Here is a 23,712-nt window from a genome sequence, read left to right on the forward strand (position 1 = left end):
GGCTCTGCCCGATATCGGGCCTCCTCGCGTCCTGCGGCGCGGCGATCAAGGCGTCGGCAGGCCCAGCAACTTCGGCAGATCCTCCATCCTGCTGAACCCGCCGTCAGCACCGTGGCCCGGAGCGCCGGTCTCGTAGCGGAGAACCCGCATCCCAGCTGCTCTCGCTGCCGAGACGCCTGTCTCGCTGTCCTCGATCACCACGCAGCGCTCCGGTGCCACGAGCATGCTTTTCGCTGCGAGCAGGAACAGATCCGGGGCTGGCTTCCCGCGTGAGACCTGCGCCGACGTAAACACCCGACCGTGGAAGTAGCCAGCGAGCCCCGTAGCCGCCAGGGTCAGCGCAACCTTCTCCGGTCGCCCGTTCGAGGCCGCACAGTACGGGATCGTCAATCGGTCGAGAACCGCGGTGATGCCCGGAACCGGCTGGACCCGCTCGGCCAGCGCCCTGTCCACGGCCAGCGTGAGATCGTCGAACCAGCGCCGCGCCACCGGTGCGCCGAGCCGACCGGCGATCAGATCCGCCGTAGCGTTCTGGGTGAGCCCCGCGAAATCTCGAGCGCACTCCGCATCGGTGATCGCGATACCGAGCCGCCGCATCCGCTCCGCCATTACCCCGAGGACGATCGGCTCGCTGTCGACCAGCACACCGTCGCAGTCGAAGATCACTAGATCAAGACTGGGCTGGATGCTCATGCAGTCCTGCCGGGCATCGGCCGAATCCCACCCCGCAGCACTGGTCGAGTGGGTCCAGGCCGCATCAGAACACCGCCGCGAAATGTGAAGTTTACCCGCAAAGTGTCACCTCGCCCGCCTTGTCCTGCCTCTATGGACACTCCTCGTTGGACTGATCCCACGGGTGCACTTCTAGCACAGCAACCCGGTGTCGCTCGACGCTGTACGCGATGGACGGCGTCGATCGACAGGCCGAGGGCTTGTCGCCCGCGTCCTGTGCCGACATTGTTGGTTGTTCAGAGGTGAGGCGACATGCCGTATGCGCTATCCTGAAAGGCTTTGCCTCGGGCCGACGGCTCGGCGCATCAGCACTGGGGACGTCGACTGACTTGGAGACGGGATGCTGTTGACCCAACCGGATGTGCTCAACCTCGTCCAGCAGGCCGCCGGCAGGTGGGCAGATCAACTGATCGACTTCGGCCCGCGCAACACGTTGCTCTACTTCAAGGACCGACAGAGTACCACTCTTGATCTTGCCGATGCGGCCGCCGATGCCGTCGCCGACCTGTTGCGAGGGCAGAAGGTCCGCCTGCGGACACTGTTCCCCGACCAAGACCGTCACAACAAGGCCTGCAACACGGCCCGCAGCCTTCGTCGAAAGCTGGTCGAGCTGGAGGAGGAGCAGGGCATCGAGGCCGGCTGGGTGGCCCGCGGCCTGGTCTGCATGGTCGGCTCGCATACGCGTGGGTCAGTACCGATGCCCCCGCTGCGGGCGCCGCTGATCCTGTACCAGCTTGCGCTTGACAGCAGGACGGCAACTGAGAACGACTTCACGCTGGAGCTGTCGGACTCACCCGAGATCAACCCCGTCCTCCTATACGCCCTGGAGAGGCAGTACGGCGTGGAGGCGGACATCAGCGCCCTCGGCGACAGGCTGGGCGCGATGTTGTCCGAACTCGCTGACCCGGACCAGCAGCTGCGCACGACCTACGACGTGATCGCTGAGGCAGTTGCGCCCAGTCACCTGTCTCTCCGGCTCGAGCCAGCGGTGGTGGCCGGCGTCTTCAGCTTCGACAAGTTGCCGATGGTCGAGGATCTACGCAACTCCGCGGAGCTGTTGGCATCGCATGCGGTGATCTGCGCCATGGCCGGCGATGGCGATGCTCGGGAAGAGCTGCGCACCGAGCCTGCCCTGGGGCCCAGCTCCAGCGCGGATCGGATCGAGCCGGCCAAGGAGTTCCTCGTTCACGACGCGGATTCGTCTCAGCAGCAGGCGATTGACGCGGTGCTGTCCGGCCGTCATGTGGTTATCGAGGGTCCGCCGGGCACTGGCAAGAGCCAGACGATCGCGAACATCATCGCCTACATGGCCGCGATGGGTCGCAGCGTGCTGTTCGTCTCCGAGAAGCGGGCTGCCATCGAGGCGGTGATGAACCGCCTCGGCGACGTGGGACTCGACAACCTGGTGTTCGACCTTCACGACCGCAAGATCAGTAAGCGGCAGGTCGCGCAGCGAATCGCCGACGTCCTCACTCAAGCCGGCGCTGAGCCGCCCGTCGACACCCGCGAGCTGCACCGCCGCCTACACAACCGTCGGGCGACGGCGATACGGCACCCAGCTGTGCTGCATGAGGAACGGCAACCCTGGGGCATGAGCGCGTTTCAGGTTATCGAACAGCTGCTCACACTCCCAGCCTGTGACGTCAGCGGATACAACCTGCGCGCCTCCGGACTGCGCAAGCTAGACCGATTAGAGCTGGAGTCCACACAGGAGAAGCTGCGGACGTTCGTAGATCGTGGTGGACTGAGGATCTGGCGGGGAGAGTCGCCGTGGGCGCGGGCTGCAGTCCACACCCCGGATGACGTGGACAGGGTGCTGGCACATCTCGATGGACTTGCTTCCGGCGCTCTGCAGGGCACCCAGCGCCAGGTGCGAGAGTTGGTCGACCAGGCAGGGCTCGAGGTACCAGATGACCTTGCTGCATGGGAGGAAATGTTTGACCTCCTCAGCGAAGTCGAGCGCACAATCGCAACCTTCGGCGAGTCCGCGTTCGGCCCGAATCTGGACGACTTCGTCTATGCAACGGCACCATCCCGAAAGCGACCACCTCGACCGGAGGCGCTGGGGTTGATCCGTCGCCTCCGGCTACGCCGCGAGTTGAGGCGCAGTTGTCCGGCCGCTCCGCGGCGACGATCCGAGAAACACTTGGGCTTGGCGGCAGCGGTGGACCAGCGTGAGCGGTGGCGCAAGCTCAGCAGACAGGACAGCGCACCCACGGCTTTGGCCGGTGCCGACCCTTGCAAGTCGTCCTTCGCGAAGGTGCGGAACCACCTCGCCGCGGTAGCAGCGTGTGTGCAGATCGAGGGACTCGAGCGTGGCTCAACCAACACCGCTACGGACACCGTCGCAGAATTGAATGCCGACCGCGAAACCTTGTTCTTGATGCCCGACCTTAACGAGCAACGGGGGCTCTTCCGCTCCTTGGGGTTGGGATACATGCTTGATGACCTAGCCGCACGTAGCGTCTCGAGCGGCGAAGCAGTCGCCACGTTGCAGCGTTCCTGGCTACAGGTGATCCTCGATGAGATGCGCACGCGTATCCCAGATCTCGGTCATTTCGTCGGACAGCAGCATTCGACGGTGGTCCAGGACTTCCGCACTGCCGATAGCCGGCACATTGAAATGGCTGCAAGGCATGTGCGCCGCAACGTGGCAGTTAACCTGCGTAAGGCGCGGGATGCCTATCCCGACCAGAACGGCTTGGTCCGTCGGGAGGCGGCCAAGAAGAGCCGTCACCTTTCTCTACGGAAGCTGCTCAGCAGTGCACCGGAGGTGCTCCTCGCCGCGTTTCCGTGCTGGGCAATGTCGCCACTTGTGGTCAGCCGGATCCTACCGCCCGAGCGATCATTCGATGTGATCATCTTTGACGAGGCGAGCCAGATTGAGCCACACGACGCGGTCACCTCGATCATGCGTGGCACCCAACTCGTTGTGGCTGGCGATCCGAAGCAACTCCCTCCAACACCGTTCTTCCGGCGCCTTGTTCAGCAGGCACTTCCTGGCGACGACGACGATTTCGGCGACGAGAGCCTTGATGACTACGAGTCCGTGCTCGACGTCTTGGGCGGTCTGATCTCCGACAGGCACCGCCTCTCTTGGCACTACCGCAGTCGAGACGAGCGCCTGATCGCGTTCTCCAACGTTGAGATCTACAACAGCTCGCTGGTTACCTTCCCTGGCGTTCAGGTCGATAGCCCGCTGCGTTTGGAGACCGTCGACGGGCGCGTAGCCCCCGGGCAGAGCGGCTCATCTGCCGAAGAGGTCAATCGCGTGGTCGACCTTGTTCTCGAGCATGTCGAGCAGCGGCCGAACGAAAGCTTGGGCGTCATCACCATGGGTCAGAAGCATGCCTTGCGGATCGAGGCGATCCTACGCAGTCGACGCCGGGAGAACGACCACCTCGATGACTACTTCTCGCAGGAGAAGCTCGCCAGTCAGCGATTCTTCATCAAGAGTCTTGAGAACGTTCAAGGCGACGAGCGAGATGCCATCATTCTGAGCATCGGCTACGCCAAGACGCGAGACGGTCGACTACCGCTCAGGTTCGGCCCGCTAAATCAGGAAGGTGGTGAGCGACGCCTTAACGTCGCGGTCACCCGTGCGCGAAGTCGGATGACGGTAGTAAGCGCCTTTTCGCATCACGACATGGACCCGAACCAGACCGCAGCGACGAAGAACCGCGGGCCCGAACTACTCCGCCGCTACCTAGAATTCGTTGACCTCGGTGGCCACCTCGGCGGGCGAGAGCACACCCAGGTCGAGCTCAACGGCCTCGAACGGAGTGTCCTGGAGGCCCTTCAGCAAGAGGGCATCAGCGCCGTGCCGCAGTGGGGAGTCTCTGGCTATCGAATCGACCTAGCCCTTGCCCACCCGGAGCAGCCCGGCCGCATGGTCCTCGCTGTGGAGACTGACGGTCACTCCTACCACCAGGCGGGCAGTGCTCGGGACCGGGACCGGCTGCGTCAACAACATCTGGAACGACTTGGGTGGGAGTTCCACCGAATCTGGTCGACGGACTGGTACCTGGACCGGGCAGGTCAAACAGCCAGGATTGTCGCTCGGTGGAAGGAGGCCGTGGATCGCGCCGACCACGCCGCGAGGTCTCAAGTCGTTGCGGCCTTGCCGCGGCAAGGTGATCCACCGGTTCCGCCAGCGTCCCGCCGTGGGCCGCGGCCCGACGTGCCGGTCGGCCTGCGTATCACCGAGTACACCCGTGAAGAACTGGTACGGATTTGTATCTGGCTAGTGAGCGACCAGCTTCAGCGTGATCGGGATGAACGCCTGCAGGAGGCCATGACCGAGCTCGGCTTCCGTAAGCGGGGCTCGGTCATCACCCAACGCTTGAGTGACGCTCTTGAAATCGCGCAGCAGCGCGCCGACTGGGAGATCTCGTGATGATTGCTCTAGACCCCCTAACGCTGGAGCGCGTCGCGCGCCTTGTCTGCGACGCAGACGGACCTTACGAGCGGACAGGATCGCAGATAGAGAGATTTCTATCTCGGGTACGGTGGCCGGGCAATCCGCAGTACGACGGCTCGCCACGTATCCCCTGGTTGACGGAAGAACTAGGTTCCCATGCCGACGATGCCGCCGCGCTCGACCGGCTGCTCTGTCGGATCTGTGATCCGCTGGAGTACGACGGCGGCATGGAGGCCGCCGAGCCGATAGCACAGGAGCTGAACCGCATCCTTCGCCCTGAGGCGTATTCGGTCACCTACGTCGGCGGGCGTCCAGTGCTGGGGGAACTCAGCCAGTCCAGCGATGTCCCTCTCTATGGGCCGCCGCCCGACCTCCACGAGCGAGTGCGGCGACTATCCGGGCGCAGCACGGCGGTCGACATCCTGCTGGCGCGGGCTGACGAAGCGTCAATCTGTCAAAGCAATGGCGCTTACGCACTGGCGATCATCGGCATCGGCAGCTTCGTGGAAGGGTTGCTACACGTCGTCGTGACCGATCGCGACGAAGCTGTGCGAAAGAGTGGCCTAGTGGACGGGCGTGGCCGGCGGGTTCCGGCCGACCGTGCGGGGCTTCATCTCCTACTGCAGCACGCACATCGCAAGAAGTGGGTACAAACCGACGCCAAGGACTTCATGGAGAAGGTCAGGGACTACCGGAACTTCGTCCACCCTCGCAGCCAGATCGAGTACGGGCTCGTGCCCGATCTAGACACCGTGCGGATGTGTTGGGCGCCTGTACATGCCCTGCTCAATGATCTGGAGTCGGCTTCCTAATCAAGAAGTCGCCACTCAGTTGCTGGCCGGCTAACGCGCCGGCCAGCAACTGACAGATCGACCTGACTCGGCTCGTAGACGGTTCCATCTTCCTGTAGTGGAGCCTCGGCGCTGGTCGACAACCCGTGCCGGTGAAGCGCACCTGGGCGCCGGGCACGAACAGCGTGGCGTGGTCGGCACTGGCCCATCCGACCCTCGGGTCGACGGCCCCCGCTTGAGGTGCTGGTGAAGTGGTCCGGGCCGGACGGGCTGCAGCAGCGGAGGCCGTGAGTGGATGGTCACTATGGTGTTGTCTACGGCCGGACTGCCCTGACATCGCCAGGGCGGCGTCGTGGGATCCGGGGTATGAGCGCAGGCGTAACGCAGCCCGGTGTTGGCTGATGATCGGCAATTCCGGGTCGGCGCCTGTAGCTCGCCGCTGTCGGTGGCGCGGCGAAGGCAAACAGGCCGGCGAAGCCGGCTAGATCGAGGCTGGCTGCGCGCACCCCGGCGCTTTCGTGGCGCTCGGGCAAGTGGCGTTAGACCTGGCCTGTGATTGATCAGCGTAGCTCGATCACCTACCCTTGGGAAGGCACTGTTTCCGCAGGTCAGCAGGGGTGCGAAGGTCGACTGTCCGATCGCGTCCGGGTGGGTGCGGCTCAGTCCGGATAGGTACGGGTGGGTCCGGCGATTGGGTGATGCAAGTCACAGCCTGGATGCGGCGAGAGCGGACGCCCAAAGGTGAGCTATCGCCACCGATTGTGACGTCGCGCCGAGCTCCAGAGGTTCCGATGGCCTTCGAAATGAACCCTCCGGACGGGTCAGTCAACGGCGTCGTGAGTATGCAGAGTTGAATCGTGGGGTGCGTGGGCGGCCAGCAAGCGGCGGGCGTGCCGTTTCGAAACGCCCAACTCGACGGCGACCTCGCCAGCCGTGATCCCGGGACGAGTGCTGATACTTCGTCCCACCCACTGGCTGGGCGACAAGGCCGCCGTCCCGGCAACCGCCGCTTCCGGGGCGGGACGCGTGTCGGGAGCCACCTCGCCGCCGGGCCCGTTGTCGAGGAGGCTGAAGAGCAGCTTTACGGCGAGCAGCAGCGCCAGCGCGGGCCACCCGGCGACCGCCTTGCCCACCCAGTCCGACCCGCCGACCGCCACGTTCGCCGACAGGCTGGCAGCGGTGCCGGCGACCAGCGCCGCCCACGGCAGCCAGCCCGAGCGTCGACCGGCCCTCCGGTCAGCCAGCAGCACGATCGACGCGACGATCTCCAGCCCGTCCACCGACAGCGGGAACATGTGCGCCCGCCAGCCGATCTCACCGTGCCGCTCGGCCAACACCGCCATGTGCCCGTACGAGATCGCCGCGGCGATGCCCGCCAGCCCCACCACCGTGAGACCAGCGGACATCTGCAACCTGTCGCCCTGACGCCGCGACCGCACGGTCGGGCCGCTCACCGGCGACGGTCCTCGGGCGGCAGGAACTGGTTCAGCAGGCGCATCACCCGCACGAACATCGCGTAGCCCTCGTCCGTCGTGTAGCCCTCGTCGAGGATCTGGGGGTCCGGACCCGCCAGCGCGAGGTGGAGCTGACGGATCATCTCTGTCACGATCTTGCTGTGCACCGCAATCGCCGGATCGGCGAAGGCCATATGCTTCACTTGTTCGGCAAACAGGTCGATCTTTAGCAATCGGGTGAGAGGGTCGTTCATCGGGCACCACCCCGCCGGGCAGAGCCGACCATAGGTAGGGGAATCGGGTCACCCGTGACCGTGGTCGTGGTGTTCGCATGGTGACGCCTTCGGCCCACCCCGCCCCGTCCTGCGGTCCGGGCGCCGGATGGTCGGCATCCCGCCACTCCGAACCGGTACGGGCGCGGATCGGGCTACGCTGCGCCTGTGGACGGCGGCGACGAGGCCCGAGGACTCCTGCGGACGGCGATCGGCGACGGCCGGCCGCCGCTCCTGCTGACCGCCGCCGGCCTGATGTTCGCCGGCGGCTTCGCCGTCTTCCTGGCGGCGACCGGGCAGTTCCTCCCGCACGACGTGTGGTACCTCGGCATCACGCCGGACGAGCTGTGCGCGCTCGCCGACTGCCGGGTGGTCGGCTTCCTGATCCACGACCGGGCGGCGTTCGGCGGCGCGCTGTTCGCCATCGGCGGCCTGTACGCGTACCTGGTGCTCTTCCCGCTGCGGCGCGGCGCCGCGTGGGCCTGGTGGATCCTGGCCGCGAGCGGGGCGGCCGGCTTCGCGAGCTTCCTGACGTACCTCGACTATGGCTACCTCGACACCTGGCACGCCGTCGGTACCGCGCTCCTGCTGGTCATCTTCGTCGTCGGGATGGTGCGCAGCCGGCGGTCGGTGCGGCCGTGGCGCGGTCCACTGTCGATGGTGGCCGACGGGCGACTCCCCGAGTTCACCACGCTGGCCGCCCTCGGCCGGGCGACGCTGCTCGCCGGGGCGGGCGGACGGCGGTCGCCGGCGTCGTGATCCTCGCCGTCGGGCTCACCGACACCTTCGTACCGGCGGAGACCTGGCGTACATCGGGCTGTCCGCGGCGGACCTGGAGGCCGTCAGCCCGCGCCTGGTACCGCTCATGGCGCACGACCGGGTGGGCTTCGGGGCGGCGGTGGCGCTGACCGGGCTGGTGGCGCTGACCTGCGTGTGGTGCGGGCGGGCGAGCCGGGCGCTGTGGGAGACGCTCGCGGTGACGGGGGCGGTGTCGCTGACGGCGGCGATCGCCGGGCACCTCGTGGTCGGGTACGTCGACGTGGGCCACCTGGTCCCGGTCGTCGCGGCCGCCGGCGCGATGCTGCTGGGCCTGGCCCTCACCCGCGCGACCTGGACGGGCCGGTCGGGGCTCGACCCGGCCGGGCGCGACCACCTCGCGCGGGAGGCCGCCCGCCGCGGCGAACGGCCGCGGCCCGCGCATCCGAGCTGATCGGGGCCCCTCGAACCGGACCGCGAGCGGGGCTCAGCGGCCCGTCGCCATCGACAGGCCGCTTCAGCCCTCGCCGTCAGCGGAGGCCGGTGAGGACGGCGGCGCGGCCGGCGTCGCCGGTGGCGAAGCAGGCTCCCGCCCGGGAGCAGTCCACCGCGCGGTAAGCCGTCTTGTCGAACGTCGACCACGTCCGCCCCGCGTCCGTGCTCAGGTCGCTGGTGAACAGCCCGACCCCCAGCACGATGCTGTCCGTCGCCCACGCCGCCGACGACCGGTGCTCCACCGGCTTGGCGGTGGCCGGCTGCCAGGTCCGGCCGTTGTCGCCCGTCCAGGACGCCGCGCCGCCCGCGTGCGACGCGCCGTTGCCGCCCACCGCGACGCCCTTGCCCTTGCGGAACGCCAGGCTGAACACCCCGCTGGTCTCGTTCGCCGGGAAGCCGGTCGGCTGGACGGACCACGTCGCGCCGTGGTCGGCCGTCCGGTAGTAGTTGGAGGCGCCGATGCCGGTGGCGAAGACCGCCGTACCGGCCGGGCCGTCCTCCGGGGCGACCAGGCAGGAGCCGGTGAACGCGAACGGCGCCTCGTCCTTCGCCGTGGTCGCCGGCAGGCTCGCGGCGGGCAGCGGCTGCCACGTGCGGCCGCCGTCGGCGGTGCTGATCAGCGGGAAGCGGCCGTCGACCGGGTCGGCGACGGCCAGGCCGCGGCGCTGGTCGGCGTCGAAGAAGGTCATGCAGTCCCAGAAGGAGCCGGCGGCGCCGCGGAACGCCTCCGTCCACGATGCACCGCCGTCCTCGGTGCGGTAGATGCGCGACTCCGGGCCGTCGCCCGAGGCCAGCGCGATCGCCCGCCGCTCGTCGACGGCCTCGACGTCCCGGAAGTCGAGCGCGGCGGCGTCGGCCACGGTAGGGCCGACCCTCTGCCAGGCGCCGCCGCCGTCGACCGTACGCAGGATGGTGCCGCCCGAGCCCCCGGCCCAGACGACCTTGCTGTTGACCACGGACAGCCCCCGCAGGCTGGCGTCGGACCCGGTCGTCAGGGGTTCCCAGGCGGGGCCGGCGCCCCCCGCGTGCGCCGGCGTCGCGAGGGTCGCGAGCGCCAGTGCGCTCAGGGCAGCGGCAGATACGGAGCGCGATAAGCGAGTCATGGTCGCGAATGTAGGCCGCATCACACCCGCACACCCGCCTCCCGTCAGCAATCCGACACCGGGTCCCACCACGACACACCCAACGGCCCGAGCACACTGACCCGAACCGGGCAACACGAGGCGGGAGGGGGTGGGTGACCCGGCAGGGGATCAAGCCTGACCGCCCCTGCCGGTCACCCACCCCCTCCCGCCGCCCGAAACCCGCACGAACGAAATCCGACCCGTACCGTGGCCGGTCATGGAGGACTGGCTCACCGAAACCAGGACGTCGTACGACACCGTCGCCGAGAGCTACGCCACCCTGCTCCACGACCTCCTCGCCGACTCCCCCCACGAACGCGGCGCGCTGAACACCTTCGCCGAACGCACCGGCCGCGGACCCGTGGGGGACATCGGCTGCGGCCCCGGCCGGATCACCGCGTACCTGCACGACCGCGGCATGCGGGCATTCGGCATCGACCTGTCCCCCGCCATGATCCGCACAGCCCGCCGCACACACCCGCACCTGCCGTTCGCCGTCGGCTCGATGACCCACCTCCCGCTGGCCGACGCGTCGACCGCCGGCCTGGTCGCGTGGTACTCGCTCATCCACGTACCCGACCGGGAACTGGACGGCGTCCTGACCGACCTCCGCCGCGTCCTGCGCACCGGCGGACGACTCCTCGTCGCCTTTCACGCCGGTACGGGGAGCAGCCTGAAGACCGAGGGGTACGGCGGCCACCCGATGCGGGTTCGCGTGCACCGGCGCGAGCCGCGCGAGCTGGCCGACCGCCTGCACGCCGCCGGCTTCGCCGTGGACGCGCGCACCACCGTGACCTCGCCGGAGAGCAGGAACGGCGCGATCCTGTCCGCCCGCCGCACCGGCTGACCGGCGCCCCGACCGGCGCCCGGACGGCACCCGGCATCGAACCGAGAGCTGCCCGAACAGCGCAACCAGTACGAACACGGACGGGTGCACGCGCGACGGCGGGCCATCCCGACCCCCGGGGTGGCCCGCCGTCGGCGGTGCGGAAAAGGCTCAGTGGTCGTCGCCGTGCGGGTGGTCGTCCCCGCCCCGCCCGCGCCCGCCGTGGTGCCCGCTGTCGTCCGCGCCGTGGTGCCCGCGCCCGCCGTCGTCGCTGCCCCGACCCCGGCCCCGCCCGCGGTCATCGCCGCCGTCCTTGGCCCGCAGCCGGGAGACCGCGCCGGTCGCCTTCACCACGTCCACGTCGTACCGCGCCCCGTTGCGGACGATCCGGACGCTCCACACCGCCCTGCCGTGCTCCCACTCCGACTCCACCCGGCTGACCGTGCCGCCGCCGAGCCGGGCGACCGCGATCCGGCCGGCCGCCGCGCTGCTCACCGCGCGGCCGGCGGCCGGCTTGCGCGGCGCGGTCGCGCCGGGGTCGTCGCCGGTAGGGTTGTCGTCGCCGGGGCGGCCGCGGCCGCTGTCGTCCGTCGCGCCGGTCGACGGCGTGGCGTCGCCGGTCGGGGTCGCGTCCGCGGTCGGGGTGTCGTCGGGGCTGGCCACCAGCTCGGCGGCCACCGGGGTGGCCGGCGGGTCCGCCAGCGCCACCGTCGCCGTGAGGGCCGCCGCCGCGGCGATGCCGGCCGCTGCCGTACCGATCAGGATCGACTTCTTCATCGTGCCCACCTCCAGGGGTTCTCGGTTCTGGGCACAGCCTGCGCCGGCGCACCCTAGCGGCGCGTTCGTCGATGGCTAACGGCGGGCTAAGGGGCCGGGGCCGACAGGGTGAGGGTGATCGCCGCGCCGCCGCCCGCCGCCCGGTCGACCACCAGCGTGCCCCGTCCGGCCTCGGCGACCTGCCGGGCGATGTCCAGGCCGAGGCCGGTCGACGCGCCGCCGCTGACCCCGCGGGCCAGGGCGGCCGCGGCCAGCCCGGGGCCCTCGTCGGCGACGGTGATCGCCGCGCCGCCGCCGGGCGGGCGGTTCAGCGTCACGGTGAAGCCCGCGCCGTCGGGCGTGTGGGCGAAGACGTTGCCGAGCAGCGCGTCCAGCGCCGCCGCGAGCGCGTCCGCCGCCGCCGCGACCGGCAGCGGGCCGGGGGCGAGGTCGCGGCGGACCGGTCGGCCGGTCTCGTCGGCGAGCGCCGTCCAGAAGTCGACCCGGTCCGCGACGACCGCCGCGGCGTCGCACCGGCCGGGGGCGGCGCTGCGCCGGCGGGCCTGCTGGATCACGCCGGTGACCGCGCGCTCCAGGTCGTCGACCAGGGCGGTCAGCCGCGGTCCGGCCGGTACCGCGGACTCGGCCTCCAGGCGCAGGGCCGTGAGCGGGGTGCGCAGCCGGTGGGACAGGTCGGCGACCCGCTCGCGCTCGCGGGCGAGCAGGTCGCGGATGCGCTCGGCGAGGTGGTTCAGGGCGGTGGCGACCTCGCGTACCTCGGGCGGGCCGGCGGGGGTGGCCCGGGCGTCGAGGTCGCCGCCGGCGAGGCGGTGGGCGGCGGCCGAGACGGCGGTGAGCGGGCGGGCCAGGGCGCGGGCGAACCGGTCCGCGGCGGCCACCGCGAGGGCGATCAGGGCGGCGGCGAGCAGGCCGAGGAGGAGCCAGGTGCGGGGTACGCCGCGGTTCAGCTCGGCCGGCGGGACCACCGTGCGCAGGACCGCGGTGCCGGCGGGGGTGCCGGCCGCGACGACGATCTCGCGGCCGGCGGCGGAGTCGACCGTACGGCTGCGGCCGAGCTGCCCCAGCCGGACCGCGGCGGTGACCGGCGCGGCGGCGCCGACGGCGCGGCCGTCGGGGAGGAAGACGGTGATCGGGCGGTCGGCGCCGGCCACCGCCAGGTTGACCGCCTCGGCGGTGCCGGTGGTGACGACGGGGACCAGCGCCCGGAGCTGGGTGTCGGCGGCGGCGACCGCGCGTTCGGCGGCGGTGGCGCGGACGAGCAGGGCGAGCGGGACGACCAGGGCGAGCAGGACGGCGGCGGCCGTCGCGGCGAGCAGCAGGGTCAGCCGGGACCTCACCCGGCGCCGCCGGGCGCGGCGAGCTTGACGCCGACCCCGCGGACGGCGTGCACGTACATCGGGTGCTGGGCGGTCTCCCCCAGTTTGCGGCGCAGCCAGGAGAGGTGCACGTCGACGGTCTTGTCCGCCCCGCCGTACGGCACCCGCCACACCTCGGTCAGCAGCTCCCGCTTGCTGACCACCTGGCCGGGGCGGGCGGCGAGGTAGTGCAGCAGGTCGAACTCGCGCGGGGTCAGGTCGAGGGTACGGCCGTCGAGGCTCGCGGTGCGGCCGGCGACGTCCACCCGCAGCGCGCCGACCTGGATCGCCGCGGGCGCCCGGTCCCCGTCGGCGGCCCGGCGCAGCACGGCCCGGACCCTGGCGTCGAGCTGGGCGGCCCGGAACGGCTTGACCACGTAGTCGTCGGCGCCGGCGTCCAGCGCCCGGACGATGTCCGCCTCGTCGTCGCGGGCGGTCGCCACGATCACCGGGACCCGGCTGACCGCGCGCAGCATCCGGAGCAGCTCGACGCCGTCCCGGTCGGGCAGGCCGAGGTCGAGGACGACGAGGTCCGGGGGCTCGGCGAGGGCCAGGTCCAGGCCGCTCATCGCGGTCGACGCGGACCGGACGGCGTGCCCCAGGTCGTGCAGCGCGCGCATCAGGGTGCCGCGGATCGCGGGGTCGTCCTCGACGAGAAGCAAGCTGGCCATCGCCGTCACCGTAGCCCGGGGCGGGGCCGTCCCGGTGCGCCTTAGGGCGGCGTTAGCGTGGCGCTGACCTGCTGTTGAGGCGTCCGGGGGCATAGTGCGGGCATGACTGCCAGGACGCTCCGCAGCACCGCCGGCTGGCTCGCCGCCGCGGTGCTGGCGCTCGGCGTCGTCGCGGTCGTGGTGGCGCTGGGGCGGGGGCTGGGCGGCGGTACGGCGCTGTCCGAGCGGGAGGCGGCCGCCGAGCTGTCCGCGGCGGGAACCCCCGGCTCGCCGCCGGGCGGGCCGACCCCGACCGGTACCGCCCCGGCGGCGGCGCCGACCGTACGGCCGACGGTGGCCCCGACCGCGGGCCCGACCGCGCCGCCGGCCACCCGCACGCCCGCCCCGACCCGGCCGACCCGGACCGACCCGGTCGGCGAGGCCCGGCTGCTCCGCGCCCCCGGCGGGACGGTGACCGCGGCCTGCGCGGGCGGCCGCCCGGTGCTGCTGGGCTGGACGCCGGCGCAGGGCTGGGCGGTGGACGAGGTGGAGCGGCACGACGCGAAGGTGCGGTTCGAGGGCCCGGGCGGGCGCTCGGAGATCCGGGTGCGCTGCGCGGGCGGCGAGGTCCGCGCGGAGATCCGTGACTAGCCCCGCGGCCCCGCCGCCGCGGGCGACCACCCGGCCGCCGCGGGCCGCGACCCCGACGGGGGCCGCGAGCCCGACAGCGCGGCGGGCCGCGGCGCGGTCAGGGCGCCCAGCGCCAGGCCCGGCCGCGGACGTCCGCCAGCCGGACCGGGCCGTAGTCCCGGGAGTCGATCGACGACCCGCGGTTGTCGCCCAGCACCAGCACGGCCCCGGCCGGCACCCGCACCGGCCCGTAGTAGAGGCCGTCGATCGACGGCAGGTCCAGGTACGGCTCGTCGACCGGGCGGTCGTTGACGTACAGCAGCGCGTCCCGGATCTCCACGTCGTCCCCGGCGACCCCGGCCACCCGCTTGAGCGTCAGCGCGCCGTCGGCGGGGCTGCGGAACACCACCAGCTCGCCCCGGCGCGGCGGGTGCCAGGCCGGGGTGACCTTGTCGAACAGCACCCGCTCGCCGACGGCCAGCGTCGGCGTCATGCTGTCCGACTCGACCCGCAGCGGCTCGGCCGCCCACGCCCGGCCGGCCAGGACCAGCACGATCCCGACCGCGACGGCCAGCGCCGCCCCCACCGGCGGGCGGGGGCGGCGGCGGGCGGCGGCCGGCTGCGTCACGCGTCCGGCGGCAGGGAGTCCGTGATCGGCTTGTCGGCGCTGACCGGGTCGTTCGGGTCCACGGCGCCGTCGGGCAGGCCGACGCTGAACTGGTGCATCATGTCGTGGTCCTCGTGCGGCAGGTTGTGGCAGTGGACCATGTACCGCCCGCGCTGGTGCTCGAACCGCATGAGCAGCCGGACGGTTTCGTTCTCGCCGATGTACACGACGTCCTTGGGCCCGCGCTCGAACGCGAACGGGGCGGCGCCGTTGCGGCTGACGATCTGGAAGTCGATCAGGTGAATGTGGACCGGGTGGAACCAGCCGCCGGAGTGGTTCGTGATCTCCCAGAGTTCCACGTCGTTGTAGTCGGGGTTGGCGAGCACCGCGCGGAAGTCGCTGGCGATGACCTCCTCCCAGGTCTGCCCGTTCAGCGCCCAGTGGCCGTTGGTGCGCTGTACCCGGATCGACCGGGTGGCGACCGCCTGCGCCTCGGTGAGCTGCATGACCGGCGAGGGGACCAGCGTGGTCGGGATGCGGTTGTTGACGGTGGTGAACTTGTCGTCCACCACGTCGAACGCCATGACCCGCCCGGTGTTGGCGAAGTCCACGTTGTTCTTGTTGCTCAGGTTGCGCAGCTCGACCCGCTGGCCGGGGCGGTACTTGCTGAAGTCGATCAGCACCTCGTACCGCTCGGCGTTGCCGTGCCGGATCTCGCTCACCTGCTGCGCCCGCGGCATCAGCCCGCCGTCGGTCGCGACGACCGTCAGCGGGTCGCCGGTGGACAGCGCCCACCGGTACGACCGGGAGATCGACGCGTTGAGGATGCGGAACCGGTACACCCGCCGCTTCACCTTCATCACCGGCCACGGCGCGCCGTTGACCAGGATGATGTCGCCCCACAGGCCGGAGTGCGAGCGGTCGTTGTAGTTCGGCGAGCCGTCGGCGGCCAGCATGATGTCGCTGACCATGAGCGGCACGTCGAACTCGCCCTGCGGCAGCAGCGCCCGCTCGGCCGGGTCGTGCATGAGGTAGAACGCGGCGAGGCCGCCGTAGACGTTCTCCGCGGTGTGGTGCACGCCGTGGTCGTGGTACCAGAGGGTGCGGGCCGGCTGGAAGTTCGGGTACTTGTACTCCTTGTAGTAGCCGGGCATGGTCACGTCGTTGGCGTACCCGTCGTACTGCGGCAGCGACGCGGAGCCGTGCAGGTGGGTCGACGTGTGGTACGGGTGCTTCATCCGCGGGTGCGTGGCCGGCAGCTTGTTCCGCATCCGGACCATCGCCCGGGTGCCCTGCTCCAGCTCGACGACCGGGCCGGGGAAGATGCCGTTGTACGCGTAGATCTGCGTCCGCAGGCCGGCCACGATGCTGGCCAGGCCGGGCTTCTGCGTGATCGCGTACTTGGCGAACTTCCCCGTGGCGTCCTGCCCGGTCTGGTACGGCTTGAGCACCGGCGGCCGGCGGAACGGCGTGGTGAACGGCCGCGGCATCTTTGCCGCGGGCAGCGCGGGCAGGACCGCGGTCCGGACGTCCCGGGTGAACGGGATGGCGGCGCCGGCACCGGCGACGAGGGCGCCGGCAGCCGTCCAACGCAGCAGGTCGCGCCGGCTGAGGCGTTCGGACCGGGGTGCGTTCATGCGTTGCTCCAGGGGGATGGGAAGGGGCGGGGTCAGCGGACGAAGGTCCAGGGGGTGCCGTACGAGGGGGTGGCCGGGCCGAAGGCGTTGACCGGGGTGACCACGAACCGGTAGCGGACGTTGCGTTCCAGGCCGGGGAACGCGTGCCGGCGCAGCGCCGGCCGCACGCCCTTGGTGACCCGGGCGCCGGTGCCGGACCGGATCGCGGTGACCCGGTACGCGGTGATCGCGGCGCCGTGCGGCGAGGCCGACGACCAGGAGACGGTCGCGTTGGCCAGCCGGTCCCGGCTGCTGCCGGCGACCGACTTGGCGGTCACCCGGCTCGGTACGCCGACCAGCCGGGCGGGCGAGCGGCCCGAGGTGTTGCCGGCCTCGTCGGTGGCGCTGATGGCGTGCCCGGTGATCCGGCCGCGCAGGTCGGCGATCTCGGTCGCGCCGCCCCAGCCGATGTCGGCGACCATGGTCGTCTCGCCCTCGACGCCGTCGCGGTACGCGGTGTACCGCTCGGCGCCGGGGACGCCGTCCCAGCTCAGGGTGGCCGTGTCGCCCGAGGTCGGTGCCACGTTCGGCATGGCCGGCGCGGCCGGGGCCGCGGTGTCGACGGTGACGGCGGCGTCGCCGGAGACCTCGTCGCCGTTGCGCACGCTGAGCGTGTGCTGGCCGTCGCCGAGGGACTCGGCGGCGGGGACGGTCACCTCGTACGCCCGGCCGCTGACCGGCGCGGTGGCGACCACCCGGCCGTCGGCGAGCAGCTCGACGGTCCCGCCGGACGCCCGGCCGGCGACGGTCGGCGTGGTGTCGCTGGTGACGTTGTCCAGGTGCGACCAGCCGCTGTCCGAACCGTCGGCGACGTTCGGGGTGGTCGGCGGGTTGCCGGGGTTCACGGGCGCGATCCGGCCCTGGAGGGTGAACAGGGTCTGCCGGACGTCCACGCCGGGGCCGACGATCCGGAAGTAGTTCTGCGCGGCGCCGTCGTCGTCGGCGACGATCGAGCCGGTGATGGCGTGCGGGGTGGCCGGGTCGCCGATGTGGCCGGCGGGGGCGTCGGCGATCGGGTCCCAGGTGACGAACGGCGCCGGGGTCTGCGGGTCGCCGTTGAGGTCGGCGGCGTCGCCGAGGAAGGCCGCCGCGGCCGCGTTGTACCCCTCGGGCCCGCAGAGCTGCCCGAACTCGGCCTCCGGCTCCTCGCCGGCCTCGCCCGGCTCGGCCGGGCCGCAGCCGGTCTCGGGGTGGTGCGAGATCCGGTCGACGTCGCCGTCGCCGTCGCTGACGACGGTGAAGTCGCCGTACGGGTGCATGATCCGGTACGTCGAGTTGGGCTGGAGGCCCTCGACGTTGTCCAGCTCGGCCCGGGCGAACATCATCTCGTCGCCCTCGATCGGGGCGTCGTTGAGGTACCCGGTCTCCAGCGTCAGTTCCAGCTCGCCGGTCACGCCGCCGCTGTTGATGGCGGAGCCGGCGTAGAAGTAGAAGTTCTCGGCGGCGTAGTTGTCGGGGAACGACATCGGCGCGTCGGGGTTCGGCAGCTCCTCGGCGGCCAGGCCGCAGCCGGCGGCGGGGTCGTCGCAGAGGGAGAGGCGCAGGCCGTTGCCGTCCTCGACGTACAGCGGGAAGTTCTTGACGTTGTTCTCCGGGCCGACCACGGGCAGGCCGGCGGCGGCGGGGCCGGCGACGGTGAGGGTGGCGAGCGCCGCGGTGACGGCCGCCGCCAGGGCGCGGCCGCGCTTGCCGATGCGAGGGGCGATCATGGGCGGGGTGTCCTCCATGGACCGGGTGACCGGGGCGTTCTCGTCACCGTGTGCGGGGTACGGAGGAAAAGTGTTCAAGTGGTCCGTCACCTGAGGCAAGACCTATCGATTCCCCGGGTCCGGGGTGAGGTGCGCCACCCGATCGGAGTCGGTGAATTCATCCGCGGTGGCGGTGGGGACGGTGGGTCGGGCGGGGCTGCCCATCCATCGAGGACGATCGCGGAGAAGTCGCTCTGACCTGCGGAAATGCTACCGGTCAATGCCATTCTTGAGGCGTTCACGAATAGCGGCGGGATGGCCCGGAAAGCCGCATTCCGGAGCGGTTCCGATAGTTCCCGGCGTTGTTCCCAGCGCGCAGGAATAGCCATTCGGCGGGGGTGCCGGTGGCCCGCTTTCCGGGCGCTGGCGCCGGACAGCGGCGGTACCCCGGAAATGGCCGCGCGCGGCCCCGGGAATGCCCGCGGCGGGTGCCGGGCGATTCAGCCGGACCACAGGGCCGCGGGCCGGGCTCAGGTCCGCCGGGGCCCGGCCGATGGTGAGCCCGCCGAGTGGGTGGGTGCCGGCGCGGGTCGGCCCCCGGAGCGAGGGCGGTGGTACATGTCGGTGGGTGGAATCGGCGGGGGCGCGTTCAGCGTCGTCCACGCCGGGCAGACGGTCGATCCGGCGGCGCGGCAGGCGCAGGTCAACGCACAGGCGGACCTGCTCCAGGCGCTGCGCGGCGTCGCGCACGGCGGGACGGTCCTGTCCGGCGTGACCGCGAGCGGCGGGTTCGACACGTACGCATGAGGACCGGTGGGCGGCCGGCCGGTCCCGCCGGCCGCCCACCGAAATGCGCGCACCCGCACGGCGCCGCCGGTGAACGATCGTTCAGGTTCGGCGGATTCGCCGCTACCCTGTAGCGATGACGCACGGGACGACCACCGGGCGGCGCCGGTCGCGCCGGGACGAGATCCTGGCCATCGCGGTCGGGCTGTTCGCCAACCGCGGGTACCACGGCGTCTCGATGGACGACATCGGCGCCGCCGCCGGGGTGACCGGCCCGGCGCTGTACCACCACTTCGCCGGCAAGGAGGCGATGCTCGCCGCCGCCCTGACCCCGGTCAGCGAGGCGCTGCTCACCGGCGCCCGGGAGCGGGTCGCCGCGGCGGCCGGGCCGGACCCGGCGCTGACTGCCCTGGTGGACTTCCACGTCGACTTCGCCCTGCGCAACCCGGCCGTCATCGCGCTGCACGTGCACGAACTCGACCGGCTGCCCGACGAGCCCCGCCGGGAGATCCGCCGGCTCCAGCGCCAGTACGTCGAGCAGTGGGTCGGCGTCCTGGTCGCGCTGCGCGCCGGCCTGCGGGCGGAGGAGGCCCGGGTGCTGGCGCACGCCGCGTTCGGGCTGATGAACTCGACGCCGTACCACGGCGGCGAGGTGGAGGCCGCCCGCCGGGCGGACCTGCTGCGGGCCGCCGCGCTCGGCGCGCTGCGCGGCCCGGGCGCCGGGTAACCGGCGTCACCCCCGGCCGGCTCGACACCCCGCGGGCCCGCCGGCCATCATGCGGGGACGGTACGCGCTCACCCACGCGCGCGACCACGGACTTCAGGAGTGGCCAGAGTGATCGAGTCGGTGCTGGTGGCGAACCGGGGCGAGATCGCCCGACGGGTGATCCGGACGGCGAAGCGGCTGGGCGTGCGGACCATCGCGGTGTACTCGGAGGCCGACGTCGGCCTGCCGTTCGTGGCGGAGGCCGACGAGGCCGTCGCGATCGGCCCGGCGAACCCGGCCGAGAGCTACCGCAACGTCGAGGCCGTGCTGGCCGCCGCGAAGCGGACGAACGCCGCGGCGATCCACCCGGGCTACGGCTTCCTGTCCGAGAACGCGGAGTTCGCCCGTACGGTCGTCGCCAACGGCATCGGCTGGATCGGGCCGGACCCGGACGCGATCACCGCGATGGGCGACAAGATCAACGCCCGGAACCTGATGGCGGCGGCCGGCGTGCCGGTCGCGCCGGGGACCGTCGAGCCGGTCGGCACCGTCGAGGCGGCGCTGGCCGCGGCGGGCGACATCGGCTTCCCGATCATGGTCAAGGCCGCGGCCGGCGGCGGCGGGATGGGCATGGCCGTCGCCGCGGACGAGGCCGCGCTGGCGGCCGAGTTCGAGAAGGTGCGCGGGTTCGCCGAGCGGATGTTCGGCGACGGGTCGGTGCTGCTGGAGCGGTACTTCCCCCGGGTCCGGCACGTCGAGGTGCAGATCCTCGGCCTGGCCGACGGGCGGGTCGTCGCGCTCGGCGAGCGCGAGTGCTCGGTGCAGCGGCGCAACCAGAAGGTCGCCGAGGAGTCCCCGTCCCCGGCCGTGGACGCCGACCTGCGGGCGCGGCTGTGCGCGGCGGCGGTCCGGGCCGGCGAGGCGGTCGGGTACCGCAACGCCGGTACCGTCGAGTGCCTGCTCGACCCGGCCACCGGCGAGTTCTTCTTCCTGGAGATGAACACCCGGCTCCAGGTCGAGCACCCGATCACCGAGCTGACGTACGGCGTGGACCTGGTCGAGGAGCAGCTCCGGGTGGTCTCCGGGCTGCCGCCGACGTTCGACCCGGCCGCGCTCGCCCCGCGCGGGCACGCGATCGAGCTGCGGGTCAACGCCGAGGACCCGAAGCGGTTCCTGCCCGGCCCGGGCCCGGTCCGGACCTGGGTCGAGCCGACCGGCGAGGGCGTCCGGGTGGACTCCGGCTACGCCGCCGGGACGACGGTCACCCCGTTCTACGACTCGCTGCTGGCCAAGCTGATCGTGTACGGGGCCGACCGGGACGAGGCCATCGCCCGGGCCCGGGAGGCCGTCGCCGGGTTCGCCATCGAGGGCCCGAAGTGCAACCTGCCGTTCTTCACCGAGCTGCTGGACAACGCCGAGTTCCGCTCGGGCGACTACGACACGGGCATCGTCGGCCGGATGCGCTGACCGCCGCGGGAAGCCGCGGCCGGCCGCGGGCGTTGGGGACAGGGACGGGAGGAAGTCGCATGGGTGAGCTGCCGCGGGTCGTGTCGATCCGGGAGGTCGGGCCGCGGGACGGCCTGCAGAACGAGGCGCCGGTGCCCACCGACGCCAAGGTGCGCCTGATCGACGCGCTGTCGGCGACCGGGGTCAAGCGGATCGAGGCGGTGTCGTTCGTGCATCCGCGGGCGATCCCGCAGATGGCCGACGCCGACGAGGTGTGGGCCCGGGCAGCGAAGAACCCGGCCGTCGGCTACTCCGCCCTGATCCCCAACTCGCGCGGGGCGCAGCGGGCGCTGGCCGCCGGCTTCCGGGAGATCGAGGTCGTGGTCTCGGCCAGCGACACGCACAACCGGAAGAACGTGAACCGGTCCACGGCCGAGTCGCTGGACGACATCGCCGCGCTGATCCCGCTGCTGCACGGGGCGGGCGCCCGGGTCGAGGTGATCGTGTCGACGGCGTTCGGCTGCCCGTACGAGGGGGACATCGCCCCGAAGCGGGTCGCCGACCTGGTCGACCGGGTGCTCGCCGACGGCGCGGACCGGATCGCGTTCGGCGACACCACCGGCATGGGCACCCCGCGGCGGGTGCGCGAGCTGGTGTCGCTGGTGCGCGGGCGGCAGCCGGACGTACCGCTGCTGCTGCACTTCCACAACACCCGGGGCACGGCGCTGGCCAACATCCTGACCGCGCTGGACCTGGGCGTGACCGAGTACGACGCGGCGGTCGGCGGCCTCGGCGGCTGCCCGTACGCGCCCGGCGCCAGCGGGAACGTGGCCACCGAGGAGGTCGTGCACATGCTGCACGACATGGGCATCGAGACCGGGATCGACCTGGCCGCGCTGCTGTCCGCGGCCGAGCTGGCCCGGGAGATCGTCGGCAAGGAGCTGCCGTCCGGGGTGCTGCGGGCGGGCCCGCGGACCCGGCTGACGCCGATCGGCTGAGCCGGGCCGCGACCCGGCCGCCCGCCGGTACGGCGTCGGCGCCCGGCCGCGGGCCCGGTCGACCCGGGCCGGCCGGGTCAGCACCAGGGGCGGACCGTGAGCGGGTTGTGTCCGGTCAGCGCCAGCACGTACCAGGACGTCGCCGCGACGTGCAGGTACGGGTAGTAGCCGGAGTCGAGGTACCCGACGTGCAGCGGGCTGGTCGCCGCGACCAGCCCGCCGCCGGCGATCGGCCGGTCGCCGACGTGCTGGTCCACGCCGAGCTGCTCCTGGGCCGCCTCCAGGGTGTCGAGCTGCTCGCGGGTGCCGGCGCGGTCGCCGGCGGCGTGCAGGGCGACGGCGTACTGGGCGGTGCCCTCCAGCCAGACGCCGTACCGGTCCGGCCGGACGGTCCCGCCCTCGATCGGGGTGTTCTCGTCCACCGTGCGGCTCAGCGTGGAGATCGTCGTGCCGACGAACCGCTGGGCGCCGCGCAGCGCGCTGTTGCGCCGGCCGGCGGTGTCCTCGACGATCAGCCGCCGGTCGACCAGGTCGAGCGCGTCCCGGTGCCGGTGCTCGGGCAGGCCGAGGTAGCCCAGCGTCTGCGATTCCAGCACGAAGTGGCCGCGGTCCGGCTCGTCGGCGTCGACCGGGCGGCCGGCGCGGAAGCCGCCGCGGTCGGCGGAGAACATGGACCGGGCGAACCGGTTGGCGTGCACCTTGTGCCGGTGCCACTCGTGGTCGTCGGTGGCCGTCTCCAGGTGGTCGAAGAACGCGGCCAGCACGGCGTGCCGGGCGGTGCCCAGGTAGCGGACGGGGCGCCCGCCGCGGTCGAGGCCGTCCAGGAAGCCGCCGGGAACCCGGCAGGTGTTCACGATCCACCGGGCCAGCCGGACCGCCGCGGCGCGCAGGGCGGCGTCGCCGATCCGCTGGTACGCCGCGCACAGCGCGATCCCGGCCCAGGCCAGCTCGCCAGTGCCGGAGCCGACGAAGCCGAACGGGCCGCCGACGTTGGCGGTGCCGTCGCCGCGGACCAGGCCGTACGGCTGCTCGACGCCGTTGCGGGTGTACGGGCCGACGGCGTACGCCTGGCGCAGCCGCCCGTCGCTGTGGTGCGGGTCGTTCTGCTGCGCCCAGACCAGCGCCCGGGCCAGCCGGCCGGCGCGGTCGACGCTGCCCGGCCGCCCGTCGGCCAGGTACGCGAGCGCCGCCAGCGCGGCGTCGTAGGTGAAGCCGGTGGTGTAGAGGCCCAGCTCGTCGGCGTAGGACTGGGGCAGCCGGATCGGGCCGGTGCGCTCGTGGGCGTCGGTCATGGCGTCGAGGAAGGCGACGGCCCGCCGGCCGGGGCCGGCGGCGCCGGGCCCGCGTCGGCGGCGCGGCGCGGCGGCGGCGGGCGCGGCGCCCGCGGCGAGCGCGGCGCCGGCACCCAGGCCGGCGGCGAGCAGGCCGCGCCGGCTGACGGCGGAGCCCTGAACAGGAAGCGTCGACACGAACCGTACCCCCATGAATGCGTCGATATCGCCTATGAGGGTAGGACCGGGACC

The 23,712-nt window shown here is 72.1% G+C and carries 21 protein-coding genes; 10 read left to right on the plus strand and 11 right to left on the minus strand.

Going from position 1 to position 23,712, the window contains the following annotated elements; genetic code table 11:
• Nucleotides 1-45 precede the first annotated feature (45 nt).
• Nucleotides 46-693 carry an HAD family hydrolase gene (locus IEY94_RS08635; protein ID WP_189169561.1) on the minus strand — a complete coding sequence of 216 codons (648 nt, stop codon included), beginning with the start codon at nt 691-693 and terminating at the stop codon, nt 46-48.
• 379 nt (nt 694-1,072) lie between these two features.
• Here IEY94_RS08635 and IEY94_RS08640 point away from each other — a divergent pair, with 379 nt between their 5' ends.
• Together IEY94_RS08640 and IEY94_RS08645 are read left to right on the plus strand one after the other, a co-directional pair.
• Nucleotides 1,073-5,128: a PDDEXK-like endonuclease domain-containing protein gene (locus IEY94_RS08640; protein WP_189169562.1), complete on the plus strand. Its 4,056-nt coding sequence runs from the start codon at nt 1,073-1,075 to the stop codon at nt 5,126-5,128.
• Nucleotides 5,129-5,286: 158 nt separating this feature from the next.
• Entirely contained in the window at nt 5,287-5,964 is a 678-nt protein-coding gene (locus IEY94_RS08645; RefSeq protein ID WP_229783447.1) for a hypothetical protein, read from the plus strand.
• Between the two features lie 800 nt (nt 5,965-6,764).
• On the opposite strand, the gene IEY94_RS08650 is transcribed toward IEY94_RS08645, so the two are convergent.
• Nucleotides 6,765-7,397, minus strand: coding sequence for a DUF2637 domain-containing protein (locus tag IEY94_RS08650; RefSeq protein ID WP_229783448.1), 633 nt, complete (start codon nt 7,395-7,397; stop codon nt 6,765-6,767).
• The gene (locus tag IEY94_RS08655; protein ID WP_189169563.1) at nt 7,394-7,651 is read right to left on the minus strand and encodes a hypothetical protein; all 258 of its coding nucleotides are present in this window, start codon (nt 7,649-7,651) and stop codon (nt 7,394-7,396) included. The genes IEY94_RS08650 and IEY94_RS08655 overlap by 4 nt, the downstream gene beginning before the upstream one ends.
• Nucleotides 7,652-7,837: 186 nt before the next feature.
• Between IEY94_RS08655 and IEY94_RS08660 the strand changes: the two genes are divergently transcribed.
• On the plus strand, nt 7,838-8,428 hold the full coding sequence (locus IEY94_RS08660) for a hypothetical protein (RefSeq protein WP_189169564.1): 591 nt from the start codon (nt 7,838-7,840) through the stop codon (nt 8,426-8,428).
• Nucleotides 8,429-8,534: 106 nt separating this feature from the next.
• On the plus strand, nt 8,535-8,879 hold the full coding sequence (locus IEY94_RS08665; RefSeq protein WP_189169565.1) for a hypothetical protein: 345 nt from the start codon (nt 8,535-8,537) through the stop codon (nt 8,877-8,879).
• Nucleotides 8,880-8,955: 76 nt separating this feature from the next.
• Here the strand turns inward: IEY94_RS08665 and IEY94_RS08670 are convergent, their stop codons facing one another.
• Nucleotides 8,956-10,023, minus strand: coding sequence for a beta propeller repeat protein (locus tag IEY94_RS08670; RefSeq protein ID WP_189169566.1), 1,068 nt, complete (start codon nt 10,021-10,023; stop codon nt 8,956-8,958).
• A 238-nt stretch (nt 10,024-10,261) separates the two neighbouring features.
• Between IEY94_RS08670 and IEY94_RS08675 the strand changes: the two genes are divergently transcribed.
• Nucleotides 10,262-10,891, plus strand: coding sequence for a class I SAM-dependent methyltransferase (locus IEY94_RS08675; protein ID WP_189169567.1), 630 nt, complete (start codon nt 10,262-10,264; stop codon nt 10,889-10,891).
• Between the two features lie 150 nt (nt 10,892-11,041).
• Here the strand turns inward: IEY94_RS08675 and IEY94_RS08680 are convergent, their stop codons facing one another.
• From IEY94_RS08680 to IEY94_RS08690, 3 genes are all read right to left on the minus strand, one after another.
• On the minus strand, nt 11,042-11,647 hold the full coding sequence (locus IEY94_RS08680; RefSeq protein ID WP_189169568.1) for a PepSY domain-containing protein: 606 nt from the start codon (nt 11,645-11,647) through the stop codon (nt 11,042-11,044).
• Between the two features lie 86 nt (nt 11,648-11,733).
• Nucleotides 11,734-12,984 (minus strand): sensor histidine kinase, encoded by a 1,251-nt coding sequence (locus IEY94_RS23945; protein ID WP_189169569.1) that lies wholly within the window; start codon nt 12,982-12,984, stop codon nt 11,734-11,736.
• Nucleotides 12,981-13,673 carry a response regulator transcription factor gene (locus IEY94_RS08690; RefSeq protein WP_189169570.1) on the minus strand — a complete coding sequence of 231 codons (693 nt, stop codon included), beginning with the start codon at nt 13,671-13,673 and terminating at the stop codon, nt 12,981-12,983. The genes IEY94_RS23945 and IEY94_RS08690 overlap by 4 nt, the downstream gene beginning before the upstream one ends.
• A 102-nt stretch (nt 13,674-13,775) precedes the next feature.
• Here IEY94_RS08690 and IEY94_RS08695 point away from each other — a divergent pair, with 102 nt between their 5' ends.
• Nucleotides 13,776-14,303: a hypothetical protein gene (locus IEY94_RS08695; RefSeq protein WP_189169571.1), complete on the plus strand. Its 528-nt coding sequence runs from the start codon at nt 13,776-13,778 to the stop codon at nt 14,301-14,303.
• A gap of 97 nt (nt 14,304-14,400) precedes the next feature.
• Here IEY94_RS08695 and lepB read toward each other — a convergent pair whose 3' ends face one another.
• The 3 genes from lepB to IEY94_RS08710 are packed head-to-tail and all read right to left on the minus strand — an operon-like array spanning nt 14,401 to nt 18,274.
• Nucleotides 14,401-14,910, minus strand: a complete 510-nt coding sequence (gene lepB / locus IEY94_RS08700) for a signal peptidase I (RefSeq protein WP_229783449.1) — start codon at nt 14,908-14,910, stop codon at nt 14,401-14,403.
• Nucleotides 14,907-16,526, minus strand: coding sequence for a multicopper oxidase family protein (locus IEY94_RS08705; RefSeq protein ID WP_229783450.1), 1,620 nt, complete (start codon nt 16,524-16,526; stop codon nt 14,907-14,909). Before IEY94_RS08705 ends, lepB begins: the two co-directional genes overlap by 4 nt.
• 32 nt (nt 16,527-16,558) lie before the next feature.
• Nucleotides 16,559-18,274, minus strand: a complete 1,716-nt coding sequence (locus tag IEY94_RS08710) for an Ig-like domain-containing protein (protein WP_189169572.1) — start codon at nt 18,272-18,274, stop codon at nt 16,559-16,561.
• 597 nt (nt 18,275-18,871) lie between these two features.
• On the opposite strand from IEY94_RS08710, the gene IEY94_RS08715 reads away from it, so the two are divergent.
• The 4 genes from IEY94_RS08715 (at nt 18,872) to IEY94_RS08730 (ending at nt 22,189) form a co-directional block, all read left to right on the plus strand.
• Nucleotides 18,872-19,060: a hypothetical protein gene (locus tag IEY94_RS08715; protein ID WP_189169573.1), complete on the plus strand. Its 189-nt coding sequence runs from the start codon at nt 18,872-18,874 to the stop codon at nt 19,058-19,060.
• A gap of 115 nt (nt 19,061-19,175) precedes the next feature.
• Nucleotides 19,176-19,766, plus strand: a complete 591-nt coding sequence (locus tag IEY94_RS08720; RefSeq protein WP_189169574.1) for a TetR/AcrR family transcriptional regulator — start codon at nt 19,176-19,178, stop codon at nt 19,764-19,766.
• A gap of 108 nt (nt 19,767-19,874) precedes the next feature.
• On the plus strand, nt 19,875-21,212 hold the full coding sequence (locus IEY94_RS08725; protein ID WP_189169841.1) for an acetyl-CoA carboxylase biotin carboxylase subunit: 1,338 nt from the start codon (nt 19,875-19,877) through the stop codon (nt 21,210-21,212).
• Between the two features lie 59 nt (nt 21,213-21,271).
• Nucleotides 21,272-22,189, plus strand: coding sequence for a hydroxymethylglutaryl-CoA lyase (locus IEY94_RS08730; protein ID WP_189169575.1), 918 nt, complete (start codon nt 21,272-21,274; stop codon nt 22,187-22,189).
• 77 nt (nt 22,190-22,266) lie between these two features.
• Here the strand turns inward: IEY94_RS08730 and IEY94_RS08735 are convergent, their stop codons facing one another.
• Complete coding sequence (locus IEY94_RS08735) at nt 22,267-23,673, minus strand: Tat pathway signal sequence domain protein (protein ID WP_189169576.1); 1,407 nt, start codon at nt 23,671-23,673, stop codon at nt 22,267-22,269.
• Between the last annotated feature and the right edge of the window lie 39 nt (nt 23,674-23,712).

Source organism: Pilimelia anulata (genome assembly GCF_014647895.1).
GTDB lineage: Bacteria > Actinomycetota > Actinomycetes > Mycobacteriales > Micromonosporaceae > Pilimelia > Pilimelia anulata.

Excerpts from the sequence above, each read along its gene's own strand:
- IEY94_RS08675 (WP_189169567.1), top strand. The coding sequence starts at position 10,262 with ATGGAGGACTGGCTCACCGAAACCAGGACGTCGTACGACACCGTCGCC.
- IEY94_RS08695 (WP_189169571.1), top strand. The coding sequence starts at position 13,776 with ATGACTGCCAGGACGCTCCGCAGCACCGCCGGCTGGCTCGCCGCCGCG.
- IEY94_RS08635 (WP_189169561.1), bottom strand. The coding sequence starts at position 693 with ATGAGCATCCAGCCCAGTCTTGATCTAGTGATCTTCGACTGCGACGGT.
- IEY94_RS08705 (WP_229783450.1), bottom strand. The coding sequence starts at position 16,526 with ATGAACGCACCCCGGTCCGAACGCCTCAGCCGGCGCGACCTGCTGCGT.
- IEY94_RS08640 (WP_189169562.1), top strand. The coding sequence starts at position 1,073 with ATGCTGTTGACCCAACCGGATGTGCTCAACCTCGTCCAGCAGGCCGCC.
- IEY94_RS08690 (WP_189169570.1), bottom strand. The coding sequence starts at position 13,673 with ATGGCCAGCTTGCTTCTCGTCGAGGACGACCCCGCGATCCGCGGCACC.
- IEY94_RS08715 (WP_189169573.1), top strand. The coding sequence starts at position 18,872 with ATGTCGGTGGGTGGAATCGGCGGGGGCGCGTTCAGCGTCGTCCACGCC.
- IEY94_RS08710 (WP_189169572.1), bottom strand. The coding sequence starts at position 18,274 with ATGATCGCCCCTCGCATCGGCAAGCGCGGCCGCGCCCTGGCGGCGGCC.
- IEY94_RS08680 (WP_189169568.1), bottom strand. The coding sequence starts at position 11,647 with ATGAAGAAGTCGATCCTGATCGGTACGGCAGCGGCCGGCATCGCCGCG.
- IEY94_RS08655 (WP_189169563.1), bottom strand. The coding sequence starts at position 7,651 with ATGAACGACCCTCTCACCCGATTGCTAAAGATCGACCTGTTTGCCGAA.
- IEY94_RS08735 (WP_189169576.1), bottom strand. The coding sequence starts at position 23,673 with ATGGGGGTACGGTTCGTGTCGACGCTTCCTGTTCAGGGCTCCGCCGTC.
- IEY94_RS08720 (WP_189169574.1), top strand. The coding sequence starts at position 19,176 with ATGACGCACGGGACGACCACCGGGCGGCGCCGGTCGCGCCGGGACGAG.
- IEY94_RS08665 (WP_189169565.1), top strand. The coding sequence starts at position 8,535 with ATGGCGCACGACCGGGTGGGCTTCGGGGCGGCGGTGGCGCTGACCGGG.
- IEY94_RS08670 (WP_189169566.1), bottom strand. The coding sequence starts at position 10,023 with ATGACTCGCTTATCGCGCTCCGTATCTGCCGCTGCCCTGAGCGCACTG.
- IEY94_RS08730 (WP_189169575.1), top strand. The coding sequence starts at position 21,272 with ATGGGTGAGCTGCCGCGGGTCGTGTCGATCCGGGAGGTCGGGCCGCGG.